Origin of the sequence: uncultured Arthrobacter sp. (assembly GCF_964021775.1) — a bacterium.
Taxonomy (GTDB): Bacteria; Actinomycetota; Actinomycetes; order Actinomycetales; family Micrococcaceae; genus Arthrobacter.
Genome location: NZ_CAXHZI010000002.1, coordinates 159,790 through 182,474, shown reverse-complemented (window position 1 = coordinate 182,474; position 22,685 = coordinate 159,790). Strand labels below are relative to the sequence as shown.

Annotated in this window: 17 protein-coding genes; 10 read left to right on the top strand and 7 right to left on the bottom strand. The window is 68.2% G+C overall.

From position 1 onward, the window contains the following. Positions 1 to 11: 11 nt before the first annotated feature. The gene (locus ABIN76_RS02715) at positions 12 to 560 is read left to right on the top strand and encodes a dihydrofolate reductase family protein (protein ID WP_346958176.1); all 549 of its coding nucleotides are present in this window, start codon (positions 12 to 14) and stop codon (positions 558 to 560) included. 67 nt (positions 561 to 627) lie between these two features. On the opposite strand, the gene ABIN76_RS02710 is transcribed toward ABIN76_RS02715, so the two are convergent. Beyond that, positions 628 to 1,092, bottom strand: a complete 465-nt coding sequence (locus ABIN76_RS02710) for a hotdog fold thioesterase (RefSeq protein WP_346958175.1) — start codon at positions 1,090 to 1,092, stop codon at positions 628 to 630. Between ABIN76_RS02710 and polA the strand changes: the two genes are divergently transcribed. The 3 genes from polA to rpsA all read left to right on the top strand — a co-directional run bounded on the left by polA (position 1,091) and on the right by rpsA (position 6,973). Beyond that, positions 1,091 to 3,961, top strand: a complete 2,871-nt coding sequence (polA, locus tag ABIN76_RS02705; RefSeq protein ID WP_346958174.1) for a DNA polymerase I — start codon at positions 1,091 to 1,093, stop codon at positions 3,959 to 3,961. The genes ABIN76_RS02710 and polA overlap by 2 nt on opposite strands. Positions 3,962 to 4,000: 39 nt before the next feature. Next, positions 4,001 to 5,287 carry a GNAT family N-acetyltransferase gene (locus tag ABIN76_RS02700; RefSeq protein ID WP_346958173.1) on the top strand — a complete coding sequence of 429 codons (1,287 nt, stop codon included), beginning with the start codon at positions 4,001 to 4,003 and terminating at the stop codon, positions 5,285 to 5,287. Between the two features lie 210 nt (positions 5,288 to 5,497). Further along, positions 5,498 to 6,973 (top strand): 30S ribosomal protein S1, encoded by a 1,476-nt coding sequence (gene rpsA, locus ABIN76_RS02695; protein WP_346958172.1) that lies wholly within the window; start codon positions 5,498 to 5,500, stop codon positions 6,971 to 6,973. A 328-nt stretch (positions 6,974 to 7,301) separates the two neighbouring features. Here rpsA and ABIN76_RS02690 read toward each other — a convergent pair whose 3' ends face one another. The 3 genes from ABIN76_RS02690 to ABIN76_RS02680 all read right to left on the bottom strand — a co-directional run bounded on the left by ABIN76_RS02690 (position 7,302) and on the right by ABIN76_RS02680 (position 9,331). Next, entirely contained in the window at positions 7,302 to 7,739 is a 438-nt protein-coding gene (locus ABIN76_RS02690; RefSeq protein WP_346958171.1) for a DUF1810 domain-containing protein, read from the bottom strand. 370 nt (positions 7,740 to 8,109) lie between these two features. Further along, positions 8,110 to 8,646: a GNAT family N-acetyltransferase gene (locus ABIN76_RS02685; RefSeq protein WP_346958170.1), complete on the bottom strand. Its 537-nt coding sequence runs from the start codon at positions 8,644 to 8,646 to the stop codon at positions 8,110 to 8,112. Continuing rightward, positions 8,630 to 9,331 (bottom strand): YigZ family protein, encoded by a 702-nt coding sequence (locus ABIN76_RS02680; protein ID WP_346958169.1) that lies wholly within the window; start codon positions 9,329 to 9,331, stop codon positions 8,630 to 8,632. Before ABIN76_RS02680 ends, ABIN76_RS02685 begins: the two co-directional genes overlap by 17 nt. Positions 9,332 to 9,353: 22 nt before the next feature. On the opposite strand from ABIN76_RS02680, the gene coaE reads away from it, so the two are divergent. The 4 genes from coaE to ABIN76_RS02660 all read left to right on the top strand — a co-directional run bounded on the left by coaE (position 9,354) and on the right by ABIN76_RS02660 (position 15,340). After that, the gene (gene coaE / locus ABIN76_RS02675; RefSeq protein ID WP_346958168.1) at positions 9,354 to 10,595 is read left to right on the top strand and encodes a dephospho-CoA kinase; all 1,242 of its coding nucleotides are present in this window, start codon (positions 9,354 to 9,356) and stop codon (positions 10,593 to 10,595) included. A 41-nt stretch (positions 10,596 to 10,636) separates the two neighbouring features. Next, positions 10,637 to 12,718 carry an excinuclease ABC subunit UvrB gene (gene uvrB / locus ABIN76_RS02670; protein ID WP_346958167.1) on the top strand — a complete coding sequence of 694 codons (2,082 nt, stop codon included), beginning with the start codon at positions 10,637 to 10,639 and terminating at the stop codon, positions 12,716 to 12,718. Positions 12,719 to 12,896: 178 nt separating this feature from the next. Then, positions 12,897 to 13,925 (top strand): TerC family protein, encoded by a 1,029-nt coding sequence (locus ABIN76_RS02665; RefSeq protein WP_346958166.1) that lies wholly within the window; start codon positions 12,897 to 12,899, stop codon positions 13,923 to 13,925. Positions 13,926 to 13,963: 38 nt separating this feature from the next. Further along, positions 13,964 to 15,340: an MFS transporter gene (locus ABIN76_RS02660; protein ID WP_346958165.1), complete on the top strand. Its 1,377-nt coding sequence runs from the start codon at positions 13,964 to 13,966 to the stop codon at positions 15,338 to 15,340. A gap of 28 nt (positions 15,341 to 15,368) precedes the next feature. Here the strand turns inward: ABIN76_RS02660 and ABIN76_RS02655 are convergent, their stop codons facing one another. From ABIN76_RS02655 to ABIN76_RS02645, 3 genes are all read right to left on the bottom strand, one after another. Further along, the gene (locus ABIN76_RS02655; protein WP_346958343.1) at positions 15,369 to 16,634 is read right to left on the bottom strand and encodes an alpha/beta fold hydrolase; all 1,266 of its coding nucleotides are present in this window, start codon (positions 16,632 to 16,634) and stop codon (positions 15,369 to 15,371) included. Positions 16,635 to 16,698: 64 nt separating this feature from the next. Beyond that, on the bottom strand, positions 16,699 to 17,199 hold the full coding sequence (locus tag ABIN76_RS02650; protein ID WP_346958164.1) for a GNAT family N-acetyltransferase: 501 nt from the start codon (positions 17,197 to 17,199) through the stop codon (positions 16,699 to 16,701). 20 nt (positions 17,200 to 17,219) lie between these two features. After that, the gene (locus ABIN76_RS02645; RefSeq protein WP_346958163.1) at positions 17,220 to 19,766 is read right to left on the bottom strand and encodes a DUF3516 domain-containing protein; all 2,547 of its coding nucleotides are present in this window, start codon (positions 19,764 to 19,766) and stop codon (positions 17,220 to 17,222) included. Positions 19,767 to 19,889: 123 nt separating this feature from the next. On the opposite strand from ABIN76_RS02645, the gene ABIN76_RS02640 reads away from it, so the two are divergent. Beyond that, positions 19,890 to 20,666, top strand: coding sequence for a trans-aconitate 2-methyltransferase (locus ABIN76_RS02640; protein ID WP_346958162.1), 777 nt, complete (start codon positions 19,890 to 19,892; stop codon positions 20,664 to 20,666). A gap of 206 nt (positions 20,667 to 20,872) precedes the next feature. Continuing rightward, positions 20,873 to 22,663: an ABC transporter ATP-binding protein gene (locus ABIN76_RS02635; protein WP_346958342.1), complete on the top strand. Its 1,791-nt coding sequence runs from the start codon at positions 20,873 to 20,875 to the stop codon at positions 22,661 to 22,663. Positions 22,664 to 22,685 lie beyond the last annotated feature (22 nt).

Genomic DNA, 22,685 nt, shown 5'->3' with positions numbered 1-22,685 from the left:
ACGCTGGGCCCATGCCGGGTTTCCAGTACTTCGTAGCGGCCTCCCTGGACGGCTTCATCGCCACCGCGGACGACAACCTTGACTGGCTGCTCCAGTTCGACGGTTTCGCCGGCGGCAAGGAAAGCTACGACGCGTTTATGTCCGACGTCGGGTGCATCGTGATGGGCGGGGAGACCTACGCCTGGCTGCGGGAACACGAACCCGATACCTGGCCGTACCCCGGCACCCCCTGCTGGGTGTTCACGCACCATGAACTGGCGGCCCCGACAGGCACGGACATCACCTTCGTCCGCGGACCCGTCACCGAATTCGCCGGGGACCTGAAAGACGCCGCCGCGGGCCGGAACGTCTGGGTGGTGGGCGGAGGGGTGCTCGCCGCTCAATTCGCCGACGCCGGCCTGCTGGACGATTTGATCCTCTCGGTTATCCCGGTGGTGCTGGGCAGCGGGAAGCCGCTGCTTCCGCTGGCCCGCCCGACAGCCCCGCTGGAACTGCGTTCGTCGCGGACCATGGGCCGTGGCATCGTCGAACTTCGCTACCGCCTCGGCGGCGGCGCCTGATTCGCACGCCGCCCGGCTACCGGCCGGCCAGGCCGGCGGCGGCTTACCGGTGCAGGCCGGCCGTTGGTTATTCGGTGATGTCGCGGAGCAGGTTCGTGATCCGCGCGGTGGAAAGCCGGCGGCCGTGCTCATCGGTCATCACAATCTCGTGCGTCGTGAGCGTGCGGCCGAGGTGGATCGCCGTGCAGGTTCCGGTGACGGTGCCGGAGGAGACCGCGCGGTGGTGCGTCGCGCCGACGTCGATCCCCAGGGCCTGCCGGCCCGGCCCGGCATGCATGCCGGCGGCGAACGAACCCAGCGTTTCGGCCAGCACCACGTGCGCGCCGCCGTGCAGGATGCCTGCCACCTGGGTGTTGCCCTCCACCGGCATCGTCGCCACCGTACGTTCCGGGCTCATTTCCAGGAAGTGGATCCCCATCTTGACCACCAGGGCGCCCACACCCATCCGGCCCAGCCAGTCGTGCAGTTCGGCGGGAACGCCGGCGGCTTCCAGTTCAGCGGCGAACGGGGCGGGCGTGAAATTGTCGATCATGGGAACTAGGCTGGCACCTGTGAGCGAAACTACCAAACCGGCCCCTTCCCCTTCTGCCGCAGGCACCACAACTGACAGCATGACCGACAACGCTGGCGCGGCCGGCGGTTCCGTGCTCGTGGCCGAACCGGCGAAGAAGCCCCGCCGCAGCACCCCGGAGGTCTCCGCCACCGAAGCGCCGGTCATCCCGATCACGGACCAGCCCCGGCTCCTGGTGCTGGACGGACACTCGATGGCGTTCCGGGCCTTCTTCGCCCTGCCGGCGGACAAGTTCTCTACCTCCACCGGGCAGCACACCAACGCCGTGCACGGCTTTACCTCGATGCTGATCAACCTGATCAAAGCGCAGAAGCCGACCCACGTGGCCGTGGCCTTCGACGTCTCCGATGACACCACCCACCGCAAGGCCGAGTATGACGGCTACAAGGGCGGCCGCAATGAGACCCCGCGGGAAATGAGCGGCCAGATCGACCTGATCGACAAGGTCATGGGCGCGTGGGGCATCAAGACCATCAAGATGCCCGGCTGGGAAGCCGACGACATCCTGGCCACGCTCGCCGCGATGGGGGAGAAGGCAGGCTACGAGGTGCTGCTGGTCTCCGGCGACCGGGACGCCTTCCAGCTCATTACCGACAACGTGTTTGTGCTGTACCCCAAGAAGGGCGTCAGCGATATTCCCCGGATGGACGCGGACGCCATCCAGGAGAAGTATTTCGTCAGCCCGGCGCAGTACTCGGACCTCGCCGCCCTGGTGGGCGAGAGCGCGGACAACCTGCCCGGCGTCCCCGGCGTCGGACCCAAGACGGCAGCCAAATGGATCAACCTCTACGGTGGCCTCGAGGGAGTCCTGGAGAACCTCGACGCGATCGGCGGGAAAGTGGGGGACGCGCTCCGCGAAAACGTGGAGGACGTCAAGCGCAACCGGCGGCTCAACCGGCTCCGCACCGATCTCGAACTGCCCGTCACGCTGGAGGACCTCGCGGACCCGCGGCCGGACCAGGCCGCGCTCGAGGAGCTGTTCGACGCCCTCGAATTCAAGACCATCCGCACCCGGCTTTTCGCCCTCTACGGCAGTGAAGTGACCGAGGCCGAGCGGGAGAGCCTCGACACTCCGGACTTTGTTATCCCGGCCGACGCCGCCGAGCTGAACGCCTTCCTCGCAGCCGGCGCGGGGACACGCTCAGCCCTGGCGGTCGACCTGATGCCCGGCCGGATCGGCGAGGACGCCGCCGCGCTGGCGATCGTCCGCGACGGCGCCGCCGCCTACCTCGACCTCACCCGCCTGGACGCCGCCACCGAAAATGTCCTCGCAGCATGGCTGCGCGACGAGCAGGCACCCAAGGTGATGCACGGGTTCAAGGCCGCCCTGAAGGCGCTGACCGCCCGCGGCCTGGAACTTGGGGGCGTGGTGGACGACACCTCCATCTCCGGCTACCTCATCCAGCCTGACCGCCGCAGCTATGAGCTCGCCGAGCTGGCCCAGCACCACCTCAACATCGCGGTCTCCCCGGAAGCTGCCAAGGAAGGCCAGCTTGAGCTGGCGTTCGACGGCGACACCGCCGCCGCCGGGGCGCTGGTGCACGTCGCCGCCGTCGTCCAGGCCCTGAGCCGGTACTTCGAAGCAGAGCTGAAGGAGCGCAAGGCCCAGGACCTGCTGACGACCCTGGAGCTGCCGGTCAGCCGGGTCCTCGCCGACATGGAACTCGCGGGCATCGCCATCGATATGCCGCGCATGGACGAGCAGCTGGCGGACCTGGCCAAGGTGATCGACAACGCCCAGGAGCAGGCGTTCGCGGCCATCGGCCATGAGGTCAACCTCGGCTCGCCCAAGCAGCTCCAGACCGTTTTGTTCGACGAGCTGGGCCTGCCGAAGACCAAGAAAATCAAGTCCGGCTACACGACCGACGCCGCCTCGCTCAAGAACCTGCTGGAAAAGACCGGGCACGAATTTTTGGTGCAACTGATGGCGCACCGGGAGTCCTCGAAGCTGCGCCAGATGCTGGAGTCGCTGAAGAAATCCGTCGCGGAAGACGGCCGGATCCACACCACCTACGCGCAGAACGTCGCCGCCACCGGCCGGATCTCCTCCAACAACCCGAACCTGCAGAACATCCCGATCCGGAGCGAGGAGGGCCGCCGCGTCCGCGGCATCTTTGTGGTCAGCGACGGTTATGAGTGCCTGCTGTCGGCGGACTACTCGCAGATCGAAATGCGTATTATGGCGCACCTCTCGGGTGACGCCGGACTGATCCAGGCGTACAAGGACGGCGAAGACCTGCACCGGTTCGTGGGGTCCAACATCTTCCATGTGCCCACGGACCAGGTCACCAGCGCGATGCGATCCAAGGTCAAGGCGATGTCCTACGGCCTGGCGTACGGTCTGACGTCGTTCGGCCTGTCCAAGCAACTGGAGATTTCCGTCGACGAGGCACGGACCCTCATGAAGGACTACTTCGACCGGTTCGGCGCCGTCCGCGACTACCTGCGCGGCGTCGTCGCCCAGGCCAGGATCGACGGGTACACCGCCACCATCGAGGGCCGCCGCCGGTACCTCCCGGACCTGACCAGCACGGACCGCCAGTTGCGCGAGAACGCCGAGCGGATCGCGCTCAACTCGCCGATCCAGGGCTCCGCGGCCGACATCATCAAGCGGGCCATGCTGGGCGTCTCCGGCGCGCTGGCCGAGCAGGGCCTGAAATCACGCATGCTGCTGCAGGTCCATGATGAACTGGTGCTCGAAGTCGCCGAGGGCGAACGCGACGCGGTCGAGAAGCTCGTGACGGAGCAGATGGGCGCCGCGGCGCAGTTGTCGGTTCCGCTCGAAGTCCAGATCGGCATCGGGTCCAGCTGGTTCGAGGCAGGGCACTAGGCCCGTTCAAGTTTGCAGGGATTCCAGGGGGAGAAGCACGTGGCAGAGCAGTATGAGATCAGGCGATTCCAGCCCGCGGCCAAGGACGACCCGGCGTACCCGGAGTCCGTCGCGTGGATGCGGGCGGTAGCCTTCGGTTTCCACGACGCCCGCCGTAGCGACGAACGGGTCGATAAGGGCATCGAGATGCAGCGCACCGACGGGCGCGTCATGACCGGGGTCTATCAAACCGGGCCCGTCGCCGACCACGCACTCGGTCCCGACGTGCCGGTGGCGACGTTCGGCACGATGACCAAGACGCTCAACATTGGCTTTGGGCGGCTCCTGGACACCCGGCTCGTGACTGCCGTGACCGTGCGGACCTCGCACCGCCGCCGCGGACTGCTGCGCCGCATGATGGCCGAGGAACTCGGGCTCGCACAGCGGGAGGGCTTGGCGATGGCCGCCCTGACCGCCTCGGAAGCGTCCATCTACGGCCGCTTTGGATACGGAGTCGCGACGTCGGAACAGTCGATCAAGCTTGACACCGGTGCCCGCTTCGTCCTGAACCACACCCCGGCTGGCAGCGTCGAGGTGGCCGACCCCAAGGTCCTCCTCGAACTGGCTCCGGTGATCTTCGACCGCCTGCACCGCCTCACCCCCGGCTCCATTGACCGGCACGAGTTCTACCGGCAGTTCGCCTCGGGCACCATCAGCCGGGACGACGGAGAGGACCCCAAGGTCAAGGTCGCGCTGCACTACGGCCCCGACGGCGAGGTGGACGGCTACGTGTCCTACAAGTTCGGTGGCTGGGCCAGCACCCCGTATACGATGGAGGTCGTCGACCTGGTGGCGGCCACCCGGCACGCCTACCTGGAATTGTGGCAATATCTTGGCGCCATTGACCTGGTCGAACGCGTGACCTGGGACGAGGCGCCGGTTGACGATCCGTTGCCTTGGGCCCTCGCGGATCCACGCTGCGTTGACGCCTCAGAGGCTCGGGACATGCTTTGGCTGCGGATACTCGATGTGCCACAGGCCCTGGCGGCCCGCCACTACCCGGCCGACGGCAAGCTGCTGCTGAAGGTGGCTGATCCGCTCGGCTTGACCGGCGGGACGTTCGCCCTGGACGTCAACGAGGGCGCAGCGGTCGTCACGGAAGCGGACGGCGCCGGCGTCGACCTCGAACTGGACGTAGCGGCGTTGTCCTCGATCTACCTTGGGGGAGTGCACCCCGTCACGCTGGCTGCCTCGGGGCGGATCCGCGAACAAACGCCGGGAGCGGCGTTCCTCGCTGCCCGCATGTTCGCCGTCGAACGCCCGCCGCACTGCCTCACGCACTTCTAGGCGGCGGCTGTGGGCACCGTTGCGCTTTGACCGGCGTTGCTGTAAACGACTAGACTAAACGGGCGTGTACTACGTGTGCGCAACCAAATCCACAGAATCAGGATGACCCGGCGGATCGCCTTTGATGTGCCGTGTTCTTTGCCCGTGTCGCCGACGCGGGCGCGACGGTCTGCCTGACCGACTAACTATCCACAACGGAGCCCCTACTACATGACCATCACCTCCACCGAGAAGCCCGGTACCCCCGTAGTCGCCATTAACGACATCGGTACCGCTGAGGACTTCCTCGCAGCAGTCGACGCGACCATCAAGTACTTCAACGACGGGGACCTCGTCGAAGGTACCGTCGTCAAGGTCGACCGCGACGAAGTTCTGCTCGACATCGGTTACAAGACCGAAGGTGTCATTCCCTCCCGCGAGCTTTCCATCAAGCACGACGTTGATCCCGGAGACGTCGTCTCCGTTGGCGATCAGGTCGAAGCCCTGGTGCTCACCAAGGAAGACAAAGAAGGCCGTCTGATCCTCTCCAAGAAGCGTGCTCAGTACGAGCGTGCCTGGGGCGACATCGAGAAGGTCAAGGAAGAAGACGGCGTCGTCACCGGTACCGTCATCGAGGTTGTCAAGGGTGGTCTTATCCTCGACATCGGCCTGCGCGGCTTCCTGCCCGCATCCCTGGTCGAGATGCGCCGTGTGCGCGACCTTGCTCCGTACATCGGTCAGCAGATCGAAGCCAAGATCATCGAGCTGGACAAGAACCGCAACAACGTTGTGCTGTCCCGCCGTGCATGGCTCGAGCAGACCCAGTCCGAGGTCCGCTCCACGTTCCTCAACAAGCTGGAAAAGGGCCAGGTTCGTCCCGGCGTCGTTTCCTCCATCGTCAACTTCGGTGCCTTCGTGGACCTGGGCGGCGTAGACGGCCTGGTTCACGTTTCCGAGCTGTCCTGGAAGCACATCGACCACCCGTCCGAGGTTGTCGAAGTTGGCCAGGAAGTCACCGTCGAGGTTCTCGAGGTCGACCTGGACCGCGAGCGTGTTTCCCTGTCGCTCAAGGCTACGCAGGAAGATCCGTGGCAGACCTTCGCCCGCACCCACGCCCTCGGCCAGGTTGTTCCGGGTAAGGTCACCAAGCTGGTTCCGTTCGGCGCGTTCGTTCGCGTTGAAGACGGCATCGAAGGCCTGGTCCACATCTCCGAGCTCGCCGTCCGCCACGTTGAGCTGGCCGAGCAGGTTGTCTCCGTTGGCGACGAGCTGTTCGTCAAGGTCATCGACATCGACCTCGAACGCCGCCGCATCTCGCTGTCCCTCAAGCAGGCCAACGAGGGCGTCGACGCCGAGTCCACCGAATTCGATCCGGCTCTCTACGGCATGGCCGCTGAGTACGACGAAGAGGGCAACTACAAGTACCCGGAGGGCTTCGATCCGGAGTCCAACGAGTGGCTTGAAGGCTACGAGACGCAGCGCGCCGCCTGGGAGCAGCAGTACGCTGACGCCCAGACCCGCTGGGAAGCCCACAAGAAGCAGGTTGCCCAGCACGCTGCCGACGACGCTGCTGCAGCAACGTCCGGCGAGAGCGACTCCGGCACCACCAGCTACTCCTCCGAGCCGGCCGCAGCCGAGACCGGTGCAGGCACGCTTGCATCGGACGAAGCGCTTGCCGCTCTGCGCGAGAAGCTGACCGGCAACTAATTGCCACCGGCCCGGGTTGCTCCGGGCCAGCCAAGCGGGTCCCTGCCACGTGCAGGGGCCCGCTTTGGGTTAAGCCGGGCCGCAGTGCTGCGTGGGCGTGGGACATGCCCAGTCTTAGCGCCCAGGAGTGGACATAGTGGTGTTAGGTCCACTCTTCGCCGCCGCCGCGGCGCATGTCCCTTTCAGCAGGCAGCCTTCGGACTGTGCGGGGGTTGCTCGGGCGTGGGGACATGCCCAGTCTTAGCGCCCAGGAGTGGACATAGTGGTGTTATGTCCACTCTTCGACGCCGCCGCGGGGCATGTCCCTAGGCCGGCGAGGCAGGAGGCACTAGGCGGATGAGGATAGGAGCCGGTCTGTGGCCTCGTCGGGGAGTCCGTCGAAGTATTTGTCCAGGATTTCCCGGAACACCGGCTCGCCGGGTGCCGCCCGGAGGAACAAGGTCGACGACGACTGCAGCTTGCGTGCGTCGATGCCACCGAAAATCGTGTCCGCGCTGCGATTTTCGACGGCGAGGACCGCCCGGGCACACTCCCTGAGACGGGGGCCCAGAAGCGGATGCTCCAGATACGCCCGCGCCTCATCCAAGGAGGAAATGGCATACTTCCGCGAGGTCGGGCTGAGTCCGAGGCCGGCGATCTGCGGGAAGACGAACCACATCCAGTGGCTTTGCTTCGCCCCGGCGCGAAGCTCCGAGAGTGCCCGCTGGTAGGTGCCGGCCGCGTCCTGTGCTTCCGCAAAGCGCGCGAGGTTGAAGGGGTCGTCCACGTGTGTTCTCCTGGTTCGCTCGCCGGGGCCTTTCCTTCATCCAACCACTGTTCCTGCCTCGCGGGGAGGGGCATGTCCATCCTTGGGCGCAGCCGGTGGGCACAGCGGCGTTATGCGCATCGGTCCGCGCGGGCGTGGGGCATGTCCTCTAAGTTACCTGGGGGAGGGACATGTCCATCCTTGGGCGCAGCCGGTGGGCACAGTGGCATTATGCGCATCGGTCCGCGCGGGCGTGGGGCATGTCCCCTAAGTTGCCTGGGGGAGGGACATGTCCATCCTTGGACGCAGATGGTGGGCATAGAGGCACTCTGCGCATCGGTCAGCGCGGGCGTGGGGCATGTCCCGGGGATTCGGCACCCCGCACCGCCAGCTAGCAGAGTTTGAGGCGCGCACCCACCCGGTGGCCGTCCGTTGCCAGCTCGGCGCCGACGGAACGAAGCAGGGCCTGCGCGGCGCCGTTGCCCGTGGTTGTTTCGGCCACCAGCAGGTCCGCCCCGGCCCCTGCGGCTTCGGCCTTGACCAGCCGCAGCGCCTCCCGGCCGATGCCGCGCCCGCGGAAGCTGCGGCCGAGCCAGAGCCCGGTCTCCAGGGCCCCGCCACCCGGCACGGCCGTCCCGGGCCGGTCAGAGGGGACGCGCAGGAGCCGGATGGAACCGGCCAGCTCGCCGTCGGCCGTGATGGCCCAGGTTTTCTGCCGTGCCGGACCGTCCAGCCCTGCCGCGGCGGCGTGGTGGTAGTCGCGGAACCAGCTGATCCGTTCGGTGTTCCAACCCTCGGCGGTCCCCAGCGGCGGGGTGACTTCCTCGGCGTCGGCGTCGTGCAGCGCGACCGACAGCAGCCGCTCCAGCACCGGCTCCGTCACGTCGACCAGCGCCACCGCGGGCACCGGCTCAGTTGATGGCAACATCGATCCACTCCGTTTCTCCGGGCTGCAGCACGGCGGTTCCAGTCGTGAGGGCCGCGAGGCGATCAGCGGCCTGCGCCAGCCCAGCCGGGTCGTCCGGCAGCGCCAGCCGAAGAACCGTCGTCTGCGCATCATAGCTGGTGCCGGCCATCACATAACCGGCCGAGCGCAGTTCATTTTCGAGCCTGCCAGCGGACGCGTGCGGCACCGGCACGGCGCAGATCCGCAGCCGCTGCCGCCGCACCAGCGGCGCGAGTTCCAGCGCGGCGGACACGGATTCGGAATAGGCCCGTACCAGTCCGCCGGCACCGAGCAGGATGCCGCCGAAATAGCGGACGACGACGGCGGTCACGTCGCTGAGGTCGGCCACGCCGGGTGCGGTTTCGCGTTTCAGCAGTGCGTCCAGCATCGGGATGCCTGCGGTGCCGGAGGGTTCGCCGTCGTCGCTGGAGCGCTGCACCCCGCGGTCCGGGCCAAGCACGAAGGCCGAGCAGTGGTGCCGCGCGTCGTGGAATTCCCGGCGCAGCCCGTTCACCAGCGACCGGGCGCTGTCCTCGTCGGCGGTGCGCTGCAGCACCGTGATGAAGCGGGACCGCTTGATCTCCAGCTCGTGTCGGAAGCCGCCGCCGCCCGCGAGGGTGGTGTACGCAGTGGCCCTGCTTTCCGGAGAAACCGCGTCGACTGGCACGGCTTCAGTTTAGTCTGGTGGGGTGCTGAAGATTGGTTTGACGGGCGGCATCGCCTCAGGGAAGTCAGTGGTGGCGTCGCGGCTGCGCGAGCTGGGCGCGGTGCTGGTCGACGCCGACGCGCTGGCCCGCGAGGCGGTGGAGCCGGGGACGCCCGGACTGGCGCGCGTGGTGGAAGCCTTCAGCTCCGCCATCCTCGACCCGGACGGCGCCCTGGACCGCACCCGCCTCGGCGCCGTGGTTTTCGGCAACCCGGAACGGCTCGCCGTGCTGAACGGCATCGTCCACCCCCTCGTCAGGGAACGTGCCGCCGCTCTCGCCGCGGCCGCCCCGAAGGGGGCCGTTGTGGTCCAGGACATCCCGCTCCTGGTCGAGACCGGCCAGGGCGCCAACTTCCACCTCGTGGTGGTCGTGGACGCCCCGGAGGACCTCAGGGTCCGGCGGATGGTGGAGCACCGCAAAATGACCGTCGAAGAGGCACGCTCCCGGATGGCCGCCCAAGCAACGAGGGAAGCCCGGCTGGCCGCGGCCGACGTCGTGCTGGACAACTCCGGCTCCAAGGAGGAACTCCGGGACGCAGTGGACCGGCTCTGGCAGCGACGGCTGCTGCCGTTTGCGGACAACCTGGCCAAGCACCGGATGGCCCCGCGCACCGGCGGGCCGGTGCTCAGCCCCGCGGACCCCGACTGGCCTGCCCAGGCCTCGCGCCTGGCTGGCCGGCTGCAGGCCGTGGCGCCGCGGGACATCCTTGCGGTGGACCACATCGGATCCACGGCCGTCCCGGGCCTCGCCGCGAAAGATGTGCTGGACCTGCAGCTCACCGTCCGGGACCTGGCGACGGCGGACCGCCTGGAGCCGCTGCTGGCCGAGGCAGGGTTCCCGCGCTGGCCGGGAATCGGCGCCGACAACCCCAAGCCCGCGCACCCCGACCCGGCCGACTGGGACAAGCGGGTGCACGGCAGCGCGGACCCCGGCCGTCCCGTGAACCTGCACGTCCGGGCCGCGGGATCCCCGGGCTGGCGGTACGCGTTGTGCTTCCGCGACTGGCTGCGCGACGACGCCGCGGCCCGCGCGGACTACCTAGCGGAAAAGCGGCGCGCGGCGCGGCGGCACGGCGTGGACAAGTCCACCGCGGCCTACGCCGCGGACAAGGAGGAGTGGTTCACGGCCTACGCCGCCCCGCGGATGGACGACTGGGCCCGGCGCACCGGCTGGCAGCCGCCGTCGTACGCCGGCGGCGGACCGGGCGGTACAGCCCAAAGCTGAATCAGGGGAACCCTGTCGGAGGGCGGCGGTAGATTAGTACCATGAGCCTTGCCCAGGAAATCAACCGTGTTGTGGCGCCCTTCGAGGTCATCAGCGAGTTCAAGCCCGCCGGTGACCAGCCCGCTGCGATCGCCGAACTGACCGAGCGCATCAAGAACGGTGAGAAGGATGTGGTGCTGCTCGGCGCCACCGGTACCGGTAAGAGCGCGACGACGGCGTGGCTGATCGAGCAGGTCCAGCGGCCCACCCTGGTGATGGTGCAGAACAAGACCCTCGCCGCGCAGCTCGCGAACGAATTCCGTGAGCTGCTCCCGAACAACGCCGTGGAGTACTTCGTCTCTTACTACGACTACTACCAGCCCGAGGCCTACGTGGCGCAGACGGACACCTTCATCGAGAAGGACTCCTCCGTCAACGAGGAAGTCGAACGGCTCCGGCACTCGGCCACCAACGCGCTGCTGACCCGCCGCGACGTAATCGTCGTGGCCACGGTGTCCTGCATCTACGGCCTCGGCACCCCGGAAGAGTACATCGCCGGCATGGTGACGCTCCGCAAGGGCGCCGAGATGAACCGCGACGACCTGCTCCGGAAGTTCGTCACCATGCAGTACACCCGCAACGACATGGACTTCCACCGCGGCACGTTCCGGGTACGCGGGGACACCGTGGAAATCATCCCGATGTATGAGGAACTGGCCATCCGGATCGAGTTCTTCGGCGACGAGATCGAGAACATCTACACGCTGCACCCGCTGACCGGCGAGGTGCTCCGGGACGAGACCGAGATGTACGTCTTCCCCGCTTCGCACTACGTGGCCGGTCCGGAGCGCATGGCCCGCGCGATCAAGCGGATCGAGGACGAGCTCGCCGACCGGCTCAAGGTCCTGGAGAGCCAGAACAAGCTGGTCGAGGCCCAGCGGCTCCGGATGCGCACCACCTACGACCTGGAAATGATGCAGCAGATGGGATTCTGCAACGGCATTGAGAACTACTCCTCGCACATTGACGGCCGCGCCCCGGGGACCGCGCCGCACTGCCTCCTCGACTACTTCCCGGACGATTTCCTCCTGGTGATCGATGAATCCCACGTCACCGTGCCGCAGATCGGCGCCATGTACGAGGGCGACATGTCCCGCAAGCGGAACCTCGTGGACTTCGGCTTCCGGCTGCCCTCGGCGATGGACAACCGACCGCTCAAGTGGGACGAGTTCCAGGAACGCATCGGCCAGACCGTCTACCTGTCCGCGACGCCGGGCAAGTTCGAGCTCGGCAAGGCGGACGGCTTCGTGCAGCAGATCATCCGGCCCACCGGCCTGATCGACCCCGAGGTCATCGTCAAGCCCACCAAGGGCCAGATCGACGACCTGCTGGGCGAAATCCGCACCCGCACGGCGAAGAATGAACGCGTCCTCGTCACCACGCTGACCAAACGGATGGCCGAGGACCTCACCGACTACCTGCTGGGCCACGGTGTGAAGGTCGAATACCTACACTCCGACGTCGACACGCTGCGCCGCGTGGAGCTGCTCCGCGAACTGCGGATGGGGGTCTTCGACGTCCTGGTCGGCATCAACCTGCTCCGGGAAGGCCTTGACCTCCCGGAGGTCTCGCTGGTCAGCATCCTCGACGCCGACAAGGAAGGCTTCCTGCGCTCCTCCACGTCGCTGATCCAGACCATCGGGCGTGCCGCCCGCAATGTCTCCGGCCAGGTCCACATGTATGCGGACAGAATCACTGACTCGATGGCCCACGCCATCGACGAAACGAACCGGCGCCGCGCCATCCAGGTGGCCTACAACACGGAAAAGGGCATCGACCCGCAGCCGCTGCGGAAGAAGATCGCCGACATCACGGACCAGATCAACAAGGAGGACGCAGACACCCGCGAGCTGCTGGCCAGCGCGGGCAAGGCCCGCGGCAAGGGCAAGGGCAGCTCCAAGGTCCGCGCCGACGGCCTCGCCGCCGCCCCGGCCGAGGACCTGGTGGGCCTGATCGAACAGCTGACCGAGCAGATGCACGCCGCAGCCGGCGAGCTGCAGTTCGAGCTCGCCGCCCGGCTCCGGGACGAGGTCGGGGAGCTCAAGAAGGAGTTGCGCCAGATGCAGTCGGCCGGGCACGCCTAGGGTAAAGTGGGACTGACGTAGGGGAGTATCCCAAGCGCTACGATCGTCAACACGCACGGCACAGATGCCCTGCCGGGCGTAGCGGGCAGCGAATCGGCACCGGAGGGCAACGGCCCCGGTGCGGCAGCTAGCCGGAGAGACTTACACCGCTTAGTTGTACCCTGCGAAAGGTATCTTTGTGCCCGAACTTCCCGTCTGGTTCGAGATCGGCTCCTTCGTCGTTCTCGGCATCATCCTCGCCATCGACCTGCTTCTGGTGCTGAAGCGCCCGCACGAGCCGTCCATGAAGGAAGCGGGCCTCTGGGTCTCCTTCTACATCGCCCTGGCGCTCGTCTTCGCCGGAGCCATGTTTCTGTTCACCGGCCCGGAGTACGGCGGGCAGTTCATCGCCGGCTGGGTGACGGAGTACAGCCTCAGCATCGACAACCTGTTCGTGTTCATCATCATCATGGCTCGCTTCTCGGTACCCCGTAAGTACCAGCAGGAAGTGCTCATGGTGGGCATCATCATCGCCCTGATCCTGCGCGGCATCTTCATCCTGCTCGGCGCGATCGTGATTGAACAGTTCAGCTGGGTCTTCTACATCTTCGGCGCGTTCCTGCTCTGGACCGCCTGGAAGCAGGCGCAGGACGAGGGCGAGGACGAGGAAGACAAGGAAAACCCGCTGATCGCCCGGATCCGCCGGATCCTGCCGATGTCGGAGAAGTTCGACGGCGGCAAGCTGCGCACCGAGGTCGACGGCAAAAAGGTCTTCACCCCGATGCTGATCGTTTTTGTGACCATCGGCATGACCGACCTACTCTTCGCCGTGGACTCCATCCCGGCCATCTTCGGCCTGACCCAGAGCGCGTTCATCGTCTTCACCGCCAACATCTTCGCCCTGATGGGTCTGCGCCAGCTCTACTTCCTGCTCGGCGGCCTGATGAACCGGCTGATCTACCTCAAGCATGCGCTGTCCGTCATCCTCGCCTTCATCGGCGTCAAGCTGGTGCTGCACGCCATGCACGTCAACGAACTGCCCTTCATCAACGGCGGCAAGCACATCGAATGGGCCCCGGAGATCCCGACCTACGTGTCGCTCGGAGTGATCATCGGCACCATTATCATCGCGGTCGTCGCCAGCCTGGTCAGCTCCAAGGCCTCGAAGGCCAAGCTGGACGCCCGGCTCGAAGAGGACTCCCGCAAGAGCCTCACCGACGCCGAGTAGCGCCTCCGGGCGGCCCCGCCACGGGCTAAGCTCGGAGCGTGAAAATCTTTGACGCCGCGACGGCGGCCGGTACGGCGCTGCACCCGCAACGGGTGCAGCGCCGTACCGTTGTGGTGCTGAGCGCCGCCCAGCTGCTCAGCGGCGTGGGCGGCGGCGCCAGCCTCTCCGTCGGCTCGCTGCTGGCCGTCCAGCTCTCCGGATCGAACGCCTGGGCGGGCTCGGTCACCACCACCATGACCCTGGCGGCAGCAGTGGCCGCGCTGCCGCTCGCCGGCCTGGCCGGCCGGCGCGGCCGCCGGGCAGCCCTGGTGACCGGGTTGCTCTCCGCGATGACCGGCGCCCTGCTGGTGATCCTGGCGACCGTCACCGGCCTCTTCCCGGTACTGCTGCTGGGCGCCGCCATGCTGGGCCTGGGCACGGCAGCCAACCTGCAGGCCCGCTTCGCCGCCGTCGACCTCGCAGTGCCGGAACACCGGGGACGCTCGCTCGCGGTGGTGGTCTGGGCGGTCACGGTCGGGGCCGTGGCCGGACCGAACCTGATCCAGCCCGGCGCGGTGGTGGGGCAGGCGCTCGGCCTGCCGCCGATCTCCGGGCCCTTCGTGTTTTCGACGGCGGGACTCGCCCTCGCGGCGCTGCTGCTGTTCCTCGGGCTGCGCCCGGACCCGCTGCTGCTGGCCGCCCGGATCCGGAGCGGGTCAGGGGAGCCGGCAGCGGCGACTGCGGACGGGCCGGCGAAAGGGGCGGCGGGCCGCCGGCGCAGGCATGCCCTGCGGGACGGGCTGCGCGCGGCCCGGTCCTCGCCCCGCGCCCGGCTGGCACTGCTCGCCGTCGTCGCCGCGCACGGCTGCATGGCCGCTGTGATGTCCATGACCCCGCTGCATCTGCAGCTGCTCACCGAAGGGCCGCTGGCCGGCCACGACCCGGGGCATTCGCACGCTGCGGGCACCGACGTCTTTGTGCTGATCGGCTTCACGATCTCGCTGCACATCGCCGGCATGTATGCCCTCTCCCCGGTGATGGGCTGGCTCACCGACACGTTCGGCCGGCTGCCGGTGATCCTGCTGGGCCACGGCCTGATTCTGCTCGCCGCCTGCGTCGCGGGGTTCGGCCAGGCGCAGCCGGCGCTGGTCACGACCGGACTCGTGCTGCTGGGCCTGGGCTGGTCCGCGGCCACCATCGCAGGGTCCACCCTGCTCGCGGAGAGCGTCGCGGCCGGCGACCGGGTCCTCGTCCAGGGCGTCTCGGACACCCTGATGGGTGTCGCGGGAGCCGTGGGATCGGGGTTCGCCGGGCTCGTGATGAGCGGGGTCGGTTACCAGGGCCTGAACCTCGTTGCGGCCGTGGTGGCCGCCGCGGTGCTGGCACTGGTCGTGTCGGCGGGCCACCGCCGCATTGCTGTTTCGGCCGGGGGATGAGCCCCCGCCGGTACCGCGTCGGGACGGCTCAGGCCCTGCCCGCGCGGGCCATGCCGAGCAGCCGGCCGAAGATGGCCTCGCCGTCGTCGGCGATGCCGTCGTGGTGGAACTCGTCGGTCTCCCACACCTGCAGCCGGCGCACCGCCGCGGCGGTTTCCAGCGACAGGTCCCGGTCCACGTAGATGTCATCGCTGTACACGGCGGCCGTCACCGGTACGTTGTTGAGGGCAAGCCGCTCCGGGTCGTAAAGCGGTTTCCAGTCGTTCTTCTCGGCGAGCAGCTGCGCCACCGTCCGTAGCGGACGCAGCGCCGGGTCCTGCTCGAAGTACCAGGGGTAGACCATCTCACCGGTCAGCAGCGGGTCGGCGGCGTCGGGGCGGAACTCCGGGAAGTCCTGGAGCACCCGCAGCGCAGCCCAGTCGGTGGCCTCGCCCTGGCCGTAGATGGATTCGTGCATCAGGGCGTACAGCGGGTTCGCCGCGCGGGAAACGAGGCCCCGGACCTGTTCCAGGAAGCCGTCGGAGAGGCGGTCGCCGTCGGGGGTACTGACGAAGGCATCCTCCAGCAGGTGGTGCAGGCCGTCCACCCGGGTGTTGCCGCCGAGGTAGGAGCCCACCATCTGGAACCGCTCCACCGTGAGCGAGCTGCCGTCGGGCAGGAACTCCTCGGACTCGCGGAGGTGCCGGGCGATCCGGCTGACCAGCTCCCGGTCCTGCGGGTACCAGCCGAAGTACTCGGCGTTCCGCGCAGCCACCCGGCGGAAGGTTGCCTGGTAGACCCGGTCCGCCGGACCGGCCAGGGGCGCAAGGCCGCCGGTGATCAGCGCCTCGCGGAGCCCCTCCGGGGCGAAGGACAGGTAACTGAGCGCGCAGAAACCGCCGTAGCTCTGCCCGTAGATGGTCCACGGCGCGGCGCCCAGGGTCCGGCGGATGGCTTCGGCGTCGGCCACGATCGAGTCGGCCCGGAAGTGCTCCAGGTAGTGCGCCTGGTCCCGCTCGTTCCCGCGCAGCGGGAGGGTGTTGCGGTCGACGGGGGTGGACAGGCCGGTGCCGCGCTGGTCCAGCATCAGGATCCGGAAGTCCTTCGCCGCGGCCTTGCTCCAGCCGCCCAGGGCGGGGAACCGGTTGCCGCGGCCGCCGGGACCGCCCTGCAGGTACAGCAGCCACGGCAGTTCCGCGGCGGCCTCCTCGCTGTGGTCGGCGGAGACGTATTCGCGGGCAAAGACCGTGATCGTTTCGCCGCCGGCGCCGAAGTGGTCCAGCGGAACCTCGAAGTAGTGCTCGGCGGTGCGCATGCCGCGGTAGGCGTGCCGGGCCTTGACGATGTGCGGGACGGAAGCTGTCGTCGCCGAAACAGTGTCAGCCACGCGCGTCGGCCGTCCGGGCGCCGGCGAACGCGTCCAGTGCTTCGCCGGTGAGCCGGAAGGTGGACCATTCGTCCATCGGAGCGGCGCCGAGGTTCTTGTAGAACGCGATCGAGGGTTCGTTCCAATCCAGCACGCTCCACTCCACCCGCGCGTAGCCGCGGTCGACGGCGGTCGCGGCGAGGTGCTGCAGCAGCGCCTTGCCGTGGCCGGCGCCGCGGGCCTCGGGCATCACGTACAGGTCCTCGAGGTAGATCCCGTGCACGCCTTCCCAGGTGGAGTAGTTCAGGAACCACAGCGCGAAGCCCTGGACGTCGCCGGCTTCGTTCTCCGCCATGGTCGCGTATACACGCGGGTTCTCGCCGAACAGCACCTCCGTAAGCATTTCCGGGGTGTTCCGGACGGCGTCCGGCTCCTTCTCGTAGATGGCCAGGTCGTGGATCATCTGCAGGATGGCGGGGACGTCGTGGGCGGTGGCCGGGCGGATTACACTCATGCCCGCCAGTTTACTAGCGGCTACAGGCGGTTCACGTCGGCTACGCGCACGACGGCGGTGCCGGTCTCGTCCGAGGCGGGCAGGTCCACCTCGGCGGAGATGCCCCAGTCGTGGTTGCCGGCCGGGTCGTCGAAGATCTGCCGCACCTTCCAGACGCCCGGTTCCTCGGTGATGATCAGCAGGCCGGGCCCGCGTGCGTCCGGGCCGGTCCCGATGTCCCCGTGCTCCTCGAAGTAGTCGTCCAGCGCATCCTCCCAGCGTTCCGCGTCCCAGCCGGAGCCGCCGTCGAGCTCGCCCAGCGCGGTGGCGGCCTCGTCAGCGAACAGTTCCACCCGCCGGAACATCTCGTTGCGGACCATCACGCGGAACGCCCGGACGTTGGAGGTCAGCGACGGCGGCGGGGGCGGCGGGGCGTCGTGCGGGGTCGGGGCGGCGCCGGAGGTGAGTTCCTCCCATTCGTCCAGCAGGCTCGAGTCCACCTGCCGGACCAGCTCGCCGAGCCAGGCGATGAGGTCCTCGAGGTCCTCGCGCAGCGCATCCTGCGGCACGGTCTGCCGGAGGGCCTTGAACCCGTCGGCCAGGTACCGCAGCACAATGCCCTCGGACCGGGCCAGGCCGTAGAACTGCACGAATTCACCGAAGTTCATGGCCCGTTCGTACATGTCCCGGATCACGGACTTGGGCGCGAGCTCAAAGTCGCCGATCCACGGCGCGGCCTTCCGGTACACATCGAAGGCCTCGCCGAGGATCTCCGCGAGCGGCTGGGGGTAGCTGACCTCCTCCAGCATGGCCATCCGCTGGTCATAGTCGATCCCGTCGGCCTTCATCGCGGCGATCGCCTCGCCGCGCGCCTTCTTCTGCTGCGCGGACAAAATCTGCCGCGGCTTCTCCAGCGTCGACTCGATCACCGACACGACGTCGAGGGCGTACGACGGCGACTCCGGATCCAGCAGCTCCAGGGCCGCCAGGGCGAAGGGGGAGAGCGGCTGGTTCAGGGCGAAGTTCGCCTGCAGGTGCACGGTGAGCCGCACGCTGCGGCCGTCCGGGCCCTGCTCGGCGGGCGGGATGCGTTCGACGACGCCGGCGGCCAGCAGTTCGCGGTAAATGCCGAGGGCCTTCTTCATCAGCTGGAGCTGCGCGGCGCGCGGCTCGTGGTTTTCGGTCAGCAGGCGGCGCGCGGCCTTGAACGGATCGCCCGGGCGTTCCATCAGGTTCATCAGCATCGCGTGAGTGACGGTGAAGCTGGAGCCCAGCGGGTCCGGCACGGACTCCACCAGCCGCTTGTAGGTGGGCTCGCCCCAGGACACAAAGCCCTCCGGCGGCTTCTTTTTCACCACCTGGCGCAGCTTCTTCTGGTCGTCGCCGAACTTCGCCGTGGCCTTGGCCATCGCCTTCACGTTCTCGATCACGTGCTCGGGCGCCTGGACCACCACGGTCCCGGCGGTGTCGTAGCCGGCCCGCCCCGCCCGGCCGGCGATCTGGTGGAACTCGCGGGAATTCAGCAGGCGTGTGCGCGTGCCGTCGTACTTGCTCAGGGCCGTCAGGAGCACGGTGCGGATGGGGACGTTGATGCCGACGCCCAGCGTGTCGGTGCCGCAGATGACCTTGAGCAGGCCGGCCTGGGCCAGTTGCTCGACGAGCCGGCGGTACTTGGGCAGCATGCCGGCGTGATGCACGCCGATGCCGTGCCGGACCAGCCGGTTCAGCGTCTTGCCGAAGCCGGCGGCGAAGCGGAAGCCGGCGATCAGCTCGGCGATCTTGTCCTTTTCCTCGCGGGTGCAGACGTTGATGCTCATCAGGTTCTGGGCCCGGTCGATCGCCTCAAGCTGGCTGAAGTGCACAACGTAGACAGGTACCTGTTTCGTGGAGAGCAGCTCCTCGAGCGTCTCGTGCACCGGGGTCTGCTGGTAGTAGAAATGCAGGGGGATGGGCCGTTCGGCGGAACTGACCGTGGTCGTCGGCCGGCCGGTCAGCTCGGTGATGCCCTCCTCGAAGCGGGTGACGTCGCCGAGCGTGGCGGACATCAGCAGGAATTGGGCCTGCGGGAGTTCCAGCAGCGGCACCTGCCAGGCCCAGCCGCGCTGCGGATCCGCGTAGAAGTGGAACTCATCCATGATGACCGCGCCAAGCTCCGCGGCGGAACCCTCGCGCAGGGCGATGTTCGCCAGGATCTCCGCGGTGCAGCAGATGATGGGCGCGTCCTGGTTGACGCCGGAGTCGCCGGTGATCATGCCGACGTTCTCGGCGCCGAAGATCTCGCAGAGCGCGAAGAACTTCTCCGACACGAGGGCCTTGATGGGGGCGGTGTAGTAGCTGCGCTCCCCACGGGCCATCGCCTGGAAATGCGCCGCGATGGCCACCAGCGATTTTCCGGAGCCGGTGGGGGTCGCCAGGATGACGTTGGACCCGGCGGCGAGCTCCATTACAGCCTCGTCCTGGGCGGTGTAGAGGGCGAGCCCGCGGCTCTCCGTCCATTCGACGAACCGGGTGTAGAGCTCGTCCGGATCGAGGCCGGTCCGGCCGGGAACTCGGGCGGCCGGGGCGGGGAGCTGATCAACGAGTTTCATTGCCTTCCAGCTTAGTGGCCAGCGGCGCGGCCGGCGGCGCGCAGCCACCGATGCATCCATCCCCCGGCCGACCCACGGGGTTAGGCTTCGGCTGACAGAACCAGCGGTGAAGCGGAGGAATGCATGAAATGGGATCCAGCCAAGTACGTCCAGTTCGGGGACTATCGGGACCGGCCCTTTTTCGACTTGACCGCGCGCATCCAGGCGGACGGGCCACGGCACGTCGTCGACCTTGGCTGCGGGCCGGGAAACCTGACGGCGGCGCTGGCGGCCCGCTGGCCCGGCGCCGCGGTGGAGGGGCTGGATTCCTCGGGGGAGATGCTTGCCAAGGCCGGCGCTGTGGCGGCCGCGGCCGGCAACCTGTCGTTTAGCCAGGGGGACATCGCCGCGTGGATGCCGGGGCCGGACACCGACGTCGTTGTCAGCAACGCCGCCCTGCAGTGGGTGCCGGGGCACCGGGAATTGCTGCCCCGCTGGCTTGAGGCGCTGCGCCCCGGAGCGTGGTTCGCGCTGCAGGTGCCAGGCAACTTCGACGCGCCCTCGCACACCCTTATGCGCGGGCTTGCCGCGTCGGACGAATGGTCCGGATGCCTTGCCGGCGTGCTGCGGCACGACGACGTGGTGGGCGGACCGGACGACTACCTTGAGTTGATGCTCGACGCCGGCTGCGACGCGGACGCCTGGGAGACGACTTACCTGCAGGTCCTGCCGGGGGCCAACCCGGTGCTGGAATGGGTCCGCGGGACCGGGCTCCGCCCGGTGCTTGCCGCGCTCACGGCGGAGGAGGGCGCCCGCTTCGAGGCCGACTACGCGCGGCTCTTGAACGAGGCCTATCCGCCCGGCACCCACGGAACGGTGTTCCCGTTCCGGCGGGTCTTCGCGGTGGCCCGCAAACGGTGAAGGCTGCCCCGTCCGGCGCCGTCGACAAACCGCTGCGGCGGGGAAAGCGAGGCACGAACGGGGCCGCGTTTACGGATATGACACGCCGTGTGACAACTCTTGCCATGTGATGGGGCTTACAATGACAAAGCGGTCTGGGGGCGGCCGCCCTCTGGTCCGTATCCTCGCCCTGTTCTAGCGATGGAGGTTCGGTGCTATTTAGCCTGATGCGGCGGCTGCTCGCCGCCCACAGGAGGACCGTCCTGGCCATCATCTGCCTGCAGCTCGTGCAGACCACCGCGAACCTCCTGCTCCCCACGCTGAACGCCGCCATCATCGACGACGGCATCGTCGCCGGCGACACGCCCGTGATCCTCCGTCTGGGCGGCGCGATGGCGGGGATCGCAGCCGTCCAGGTCGGTGCCGCCGTCGCCGCCGGCTATCTCGGCGCCGTCGTGGCCATGCGGGTGGGACGCGGGCTGCGCGAGGAACTGTTTGCCAAGGTCCAGACCTTTTCCTCGCAGGAGGTGGGCGCGTTCGGTGCCCCCAGCCTCGTCACCCGGGCCACCAATGACGTCGCGCAGATCCAGAACCTCACCGTCCTCGTATTCACCATGCTCGTCACGGCCCCCGCCAGCTTCATCGGCGGCGTCGCCCTTGCAGTGCACCAGGACCTGGCGCTCTCCGGCATTGTGGTGGCCGTCATCCCGGTGCTGGCCGGGCTGATGCTGCTGATCGTGCGCAGGCTGATCCCGCTCTACCGGCGCGGCCAGGAACTTATCGACCGGATCAGCCGGGTGCTGCGGGAACAGATCATCGGCGCCAACGTCATCCGCGGCTTCGTCCGGCAGGACCATGAGATCCGCCGCTTCGACGCCGCCAACCGCGACCTCACCCGGAACAACCTGGACTCCGCGCTGCTGGTGGCCGGCATGAACCCGGTGATCATGGTGGTGGTCAACCTGTCCTCGGTCGCCGTTGTCTGGTTCGGCGGCCACCGGATCGAAGCCGGACAGATGCGCCTCGGCGCCCTGACTGCGTTCATCGCCTACATCCTGCAGATCCTGATCGCCATCATGATGGCGATGTACGTCTTTACGACAGCCCCGCGCGCGGCGGCCTGCGCCGAGCGCATCCGGGCGGTCCTCGATACCGAGCCGTCCATCGGCTCTCCCGCGCCGGAGAACTGGCCGGACGCGGCTGCCGACTCCGCACCGGCCTCCGCGGCGAGCCCGGAGCCAGGAACTGAGCCGGAACCTGGGCCGCCGGTGGCCGATGGCACCGTCGAGTTCCGCGAGGTTGCCTTCGCCTACCCCGGGGCGGAAGCGCCGGTGCTGGCCGGGGTCAGCTTCACCGCCGTTCCCGGGACGACGACGGCGATCGTCGGCGCCACGGGCAGCGGCAAGAGCACCCTGCTGAACCTGCTGCCGCGCTTCCTTGACCCGACGGCAGGCAGCATCAGCATCGGCGGCCGCGGGATCCGCTCGCTGCCGCTGGCGTCGCTGCGTCGAATGATGGCGCTGGTGCCGCAGCACTCCTACCTCTTCTCCGGCACCCTCGCCCAGAACCTGCGGATGGGCGGGCCGGCGGCGGACGAGGCGCAGCTGTGGCAGGCGCTGGAAACCGCCCAGGCCGCGGACTTCGTCCGGGACCTCCCCGGCGGCCTCGACGCCCCGGTCAGCCAGGGCGGCACCAACTTTTCCGGCGGCCAGCGCCAGCGCCTGTGCATTGCCCGCGCCTTGCTCCGGCCGGCCCCCGTCTACCTGTTCGACGACAGTTTCTCCGCCCTCGACTACGGCACTGACATCCGTCTCCGCGCTGCGCTGGAGCCGCTCCTGCGGACGGCCACCGTGCTGATCGTGGCCGAACGACTCTCCACCATCGAGGACGCGGACCTGATCCTCGTGCTCGAGGACGGCCGTCTGGTGGCGCAGGGCACCCATCACGGGCTGCTGGAGTCATCCCGGACCTACCAGGAGATCGCCGCCTCCCAGCTGGTCCTCGAGGAAACCCTGTGAGCGCCGGCACCCCGGTGCAGGC

Bases quoted from the DNA above. Each gene is read 5' to 3' on its own strand.
- rpsA (WP_346958172.1), top strand. From the start codon at position 5,498: ATGACCATCACCTCCACCGAGAAGCCCGGTACCCCCGTAGTCGCCATT.
- ABIN76_RS02715 (WP_346958176.1), top strand. From the start codon at position 12: ATGCCGGGTTTCCAGTACTTCGTAGCGGCCTCCCTGGACGGCTTCATC.
- ABIN76_RS02650 (WP_346958164.1), bottom strand. From the start codon at position 17,199: ATGAGTGTAATCCGCCCGGCCACCGCCCACGACGTCCCCGCCATCCTG.
- ABIN76_RS02655 (WP_346958343.1), bottom strand. From the start codon at position 16,634: ATGCGCACCGCCGAGCACTACTTCGAGGTTCCGCTGGACCACTTCGGC.
- polA (WP_346958174.1), top strand. From the start codon at position 1,091: ATGGGAACTAGGCTGGCACCTGTGAGCGAAACTACCAAACCGGCCCCT.
- ABIN76_RS02640 (WP_346958162.1), top strand. From the start codon at position 19,890: ATGAAATGGGATCCAGCCAAGTACGTCCAGTTCGGGGACTATCGGGAC.
- ABIN76_RS02710 (WP_346958175.1), bottom strand. From the start codon at position 1,092: ATGATCGACAATTTCACGCCCGCCCCGTTCGCCGCTGAACTGGAAGCC.
- ABIN76_RS02645 (WP_346958163.1), bottom strand. From the start codon at position 19,766: ATGAAACTCGTTGATCAGCTCCCCGCCCCGGCCGCCCGAGTTCCCGGC.
- ABIN76_RS02685 (WP_346958170.1), bottom strand. From the start codon at position 8,646: ATGTTGCCATCAACTGAGCCGGTGCCCGCGGTGGCGCTGGTCGACGTG.
- uvrB (WP_346958167.1), top strand. From the start codon at position 10,637: ATGAGCCTTGCCCAGGAAATCAACCGTGTTGTGGCGCCCTTCGAGGTC.
- ABIN76_RS02635 (WP_346958342.1), top strand. From the start codon at position 20,873: ATGCGGCGGCTGCTCGCCGCCCACAGGAGGACCGTCCTGGCCATCATC.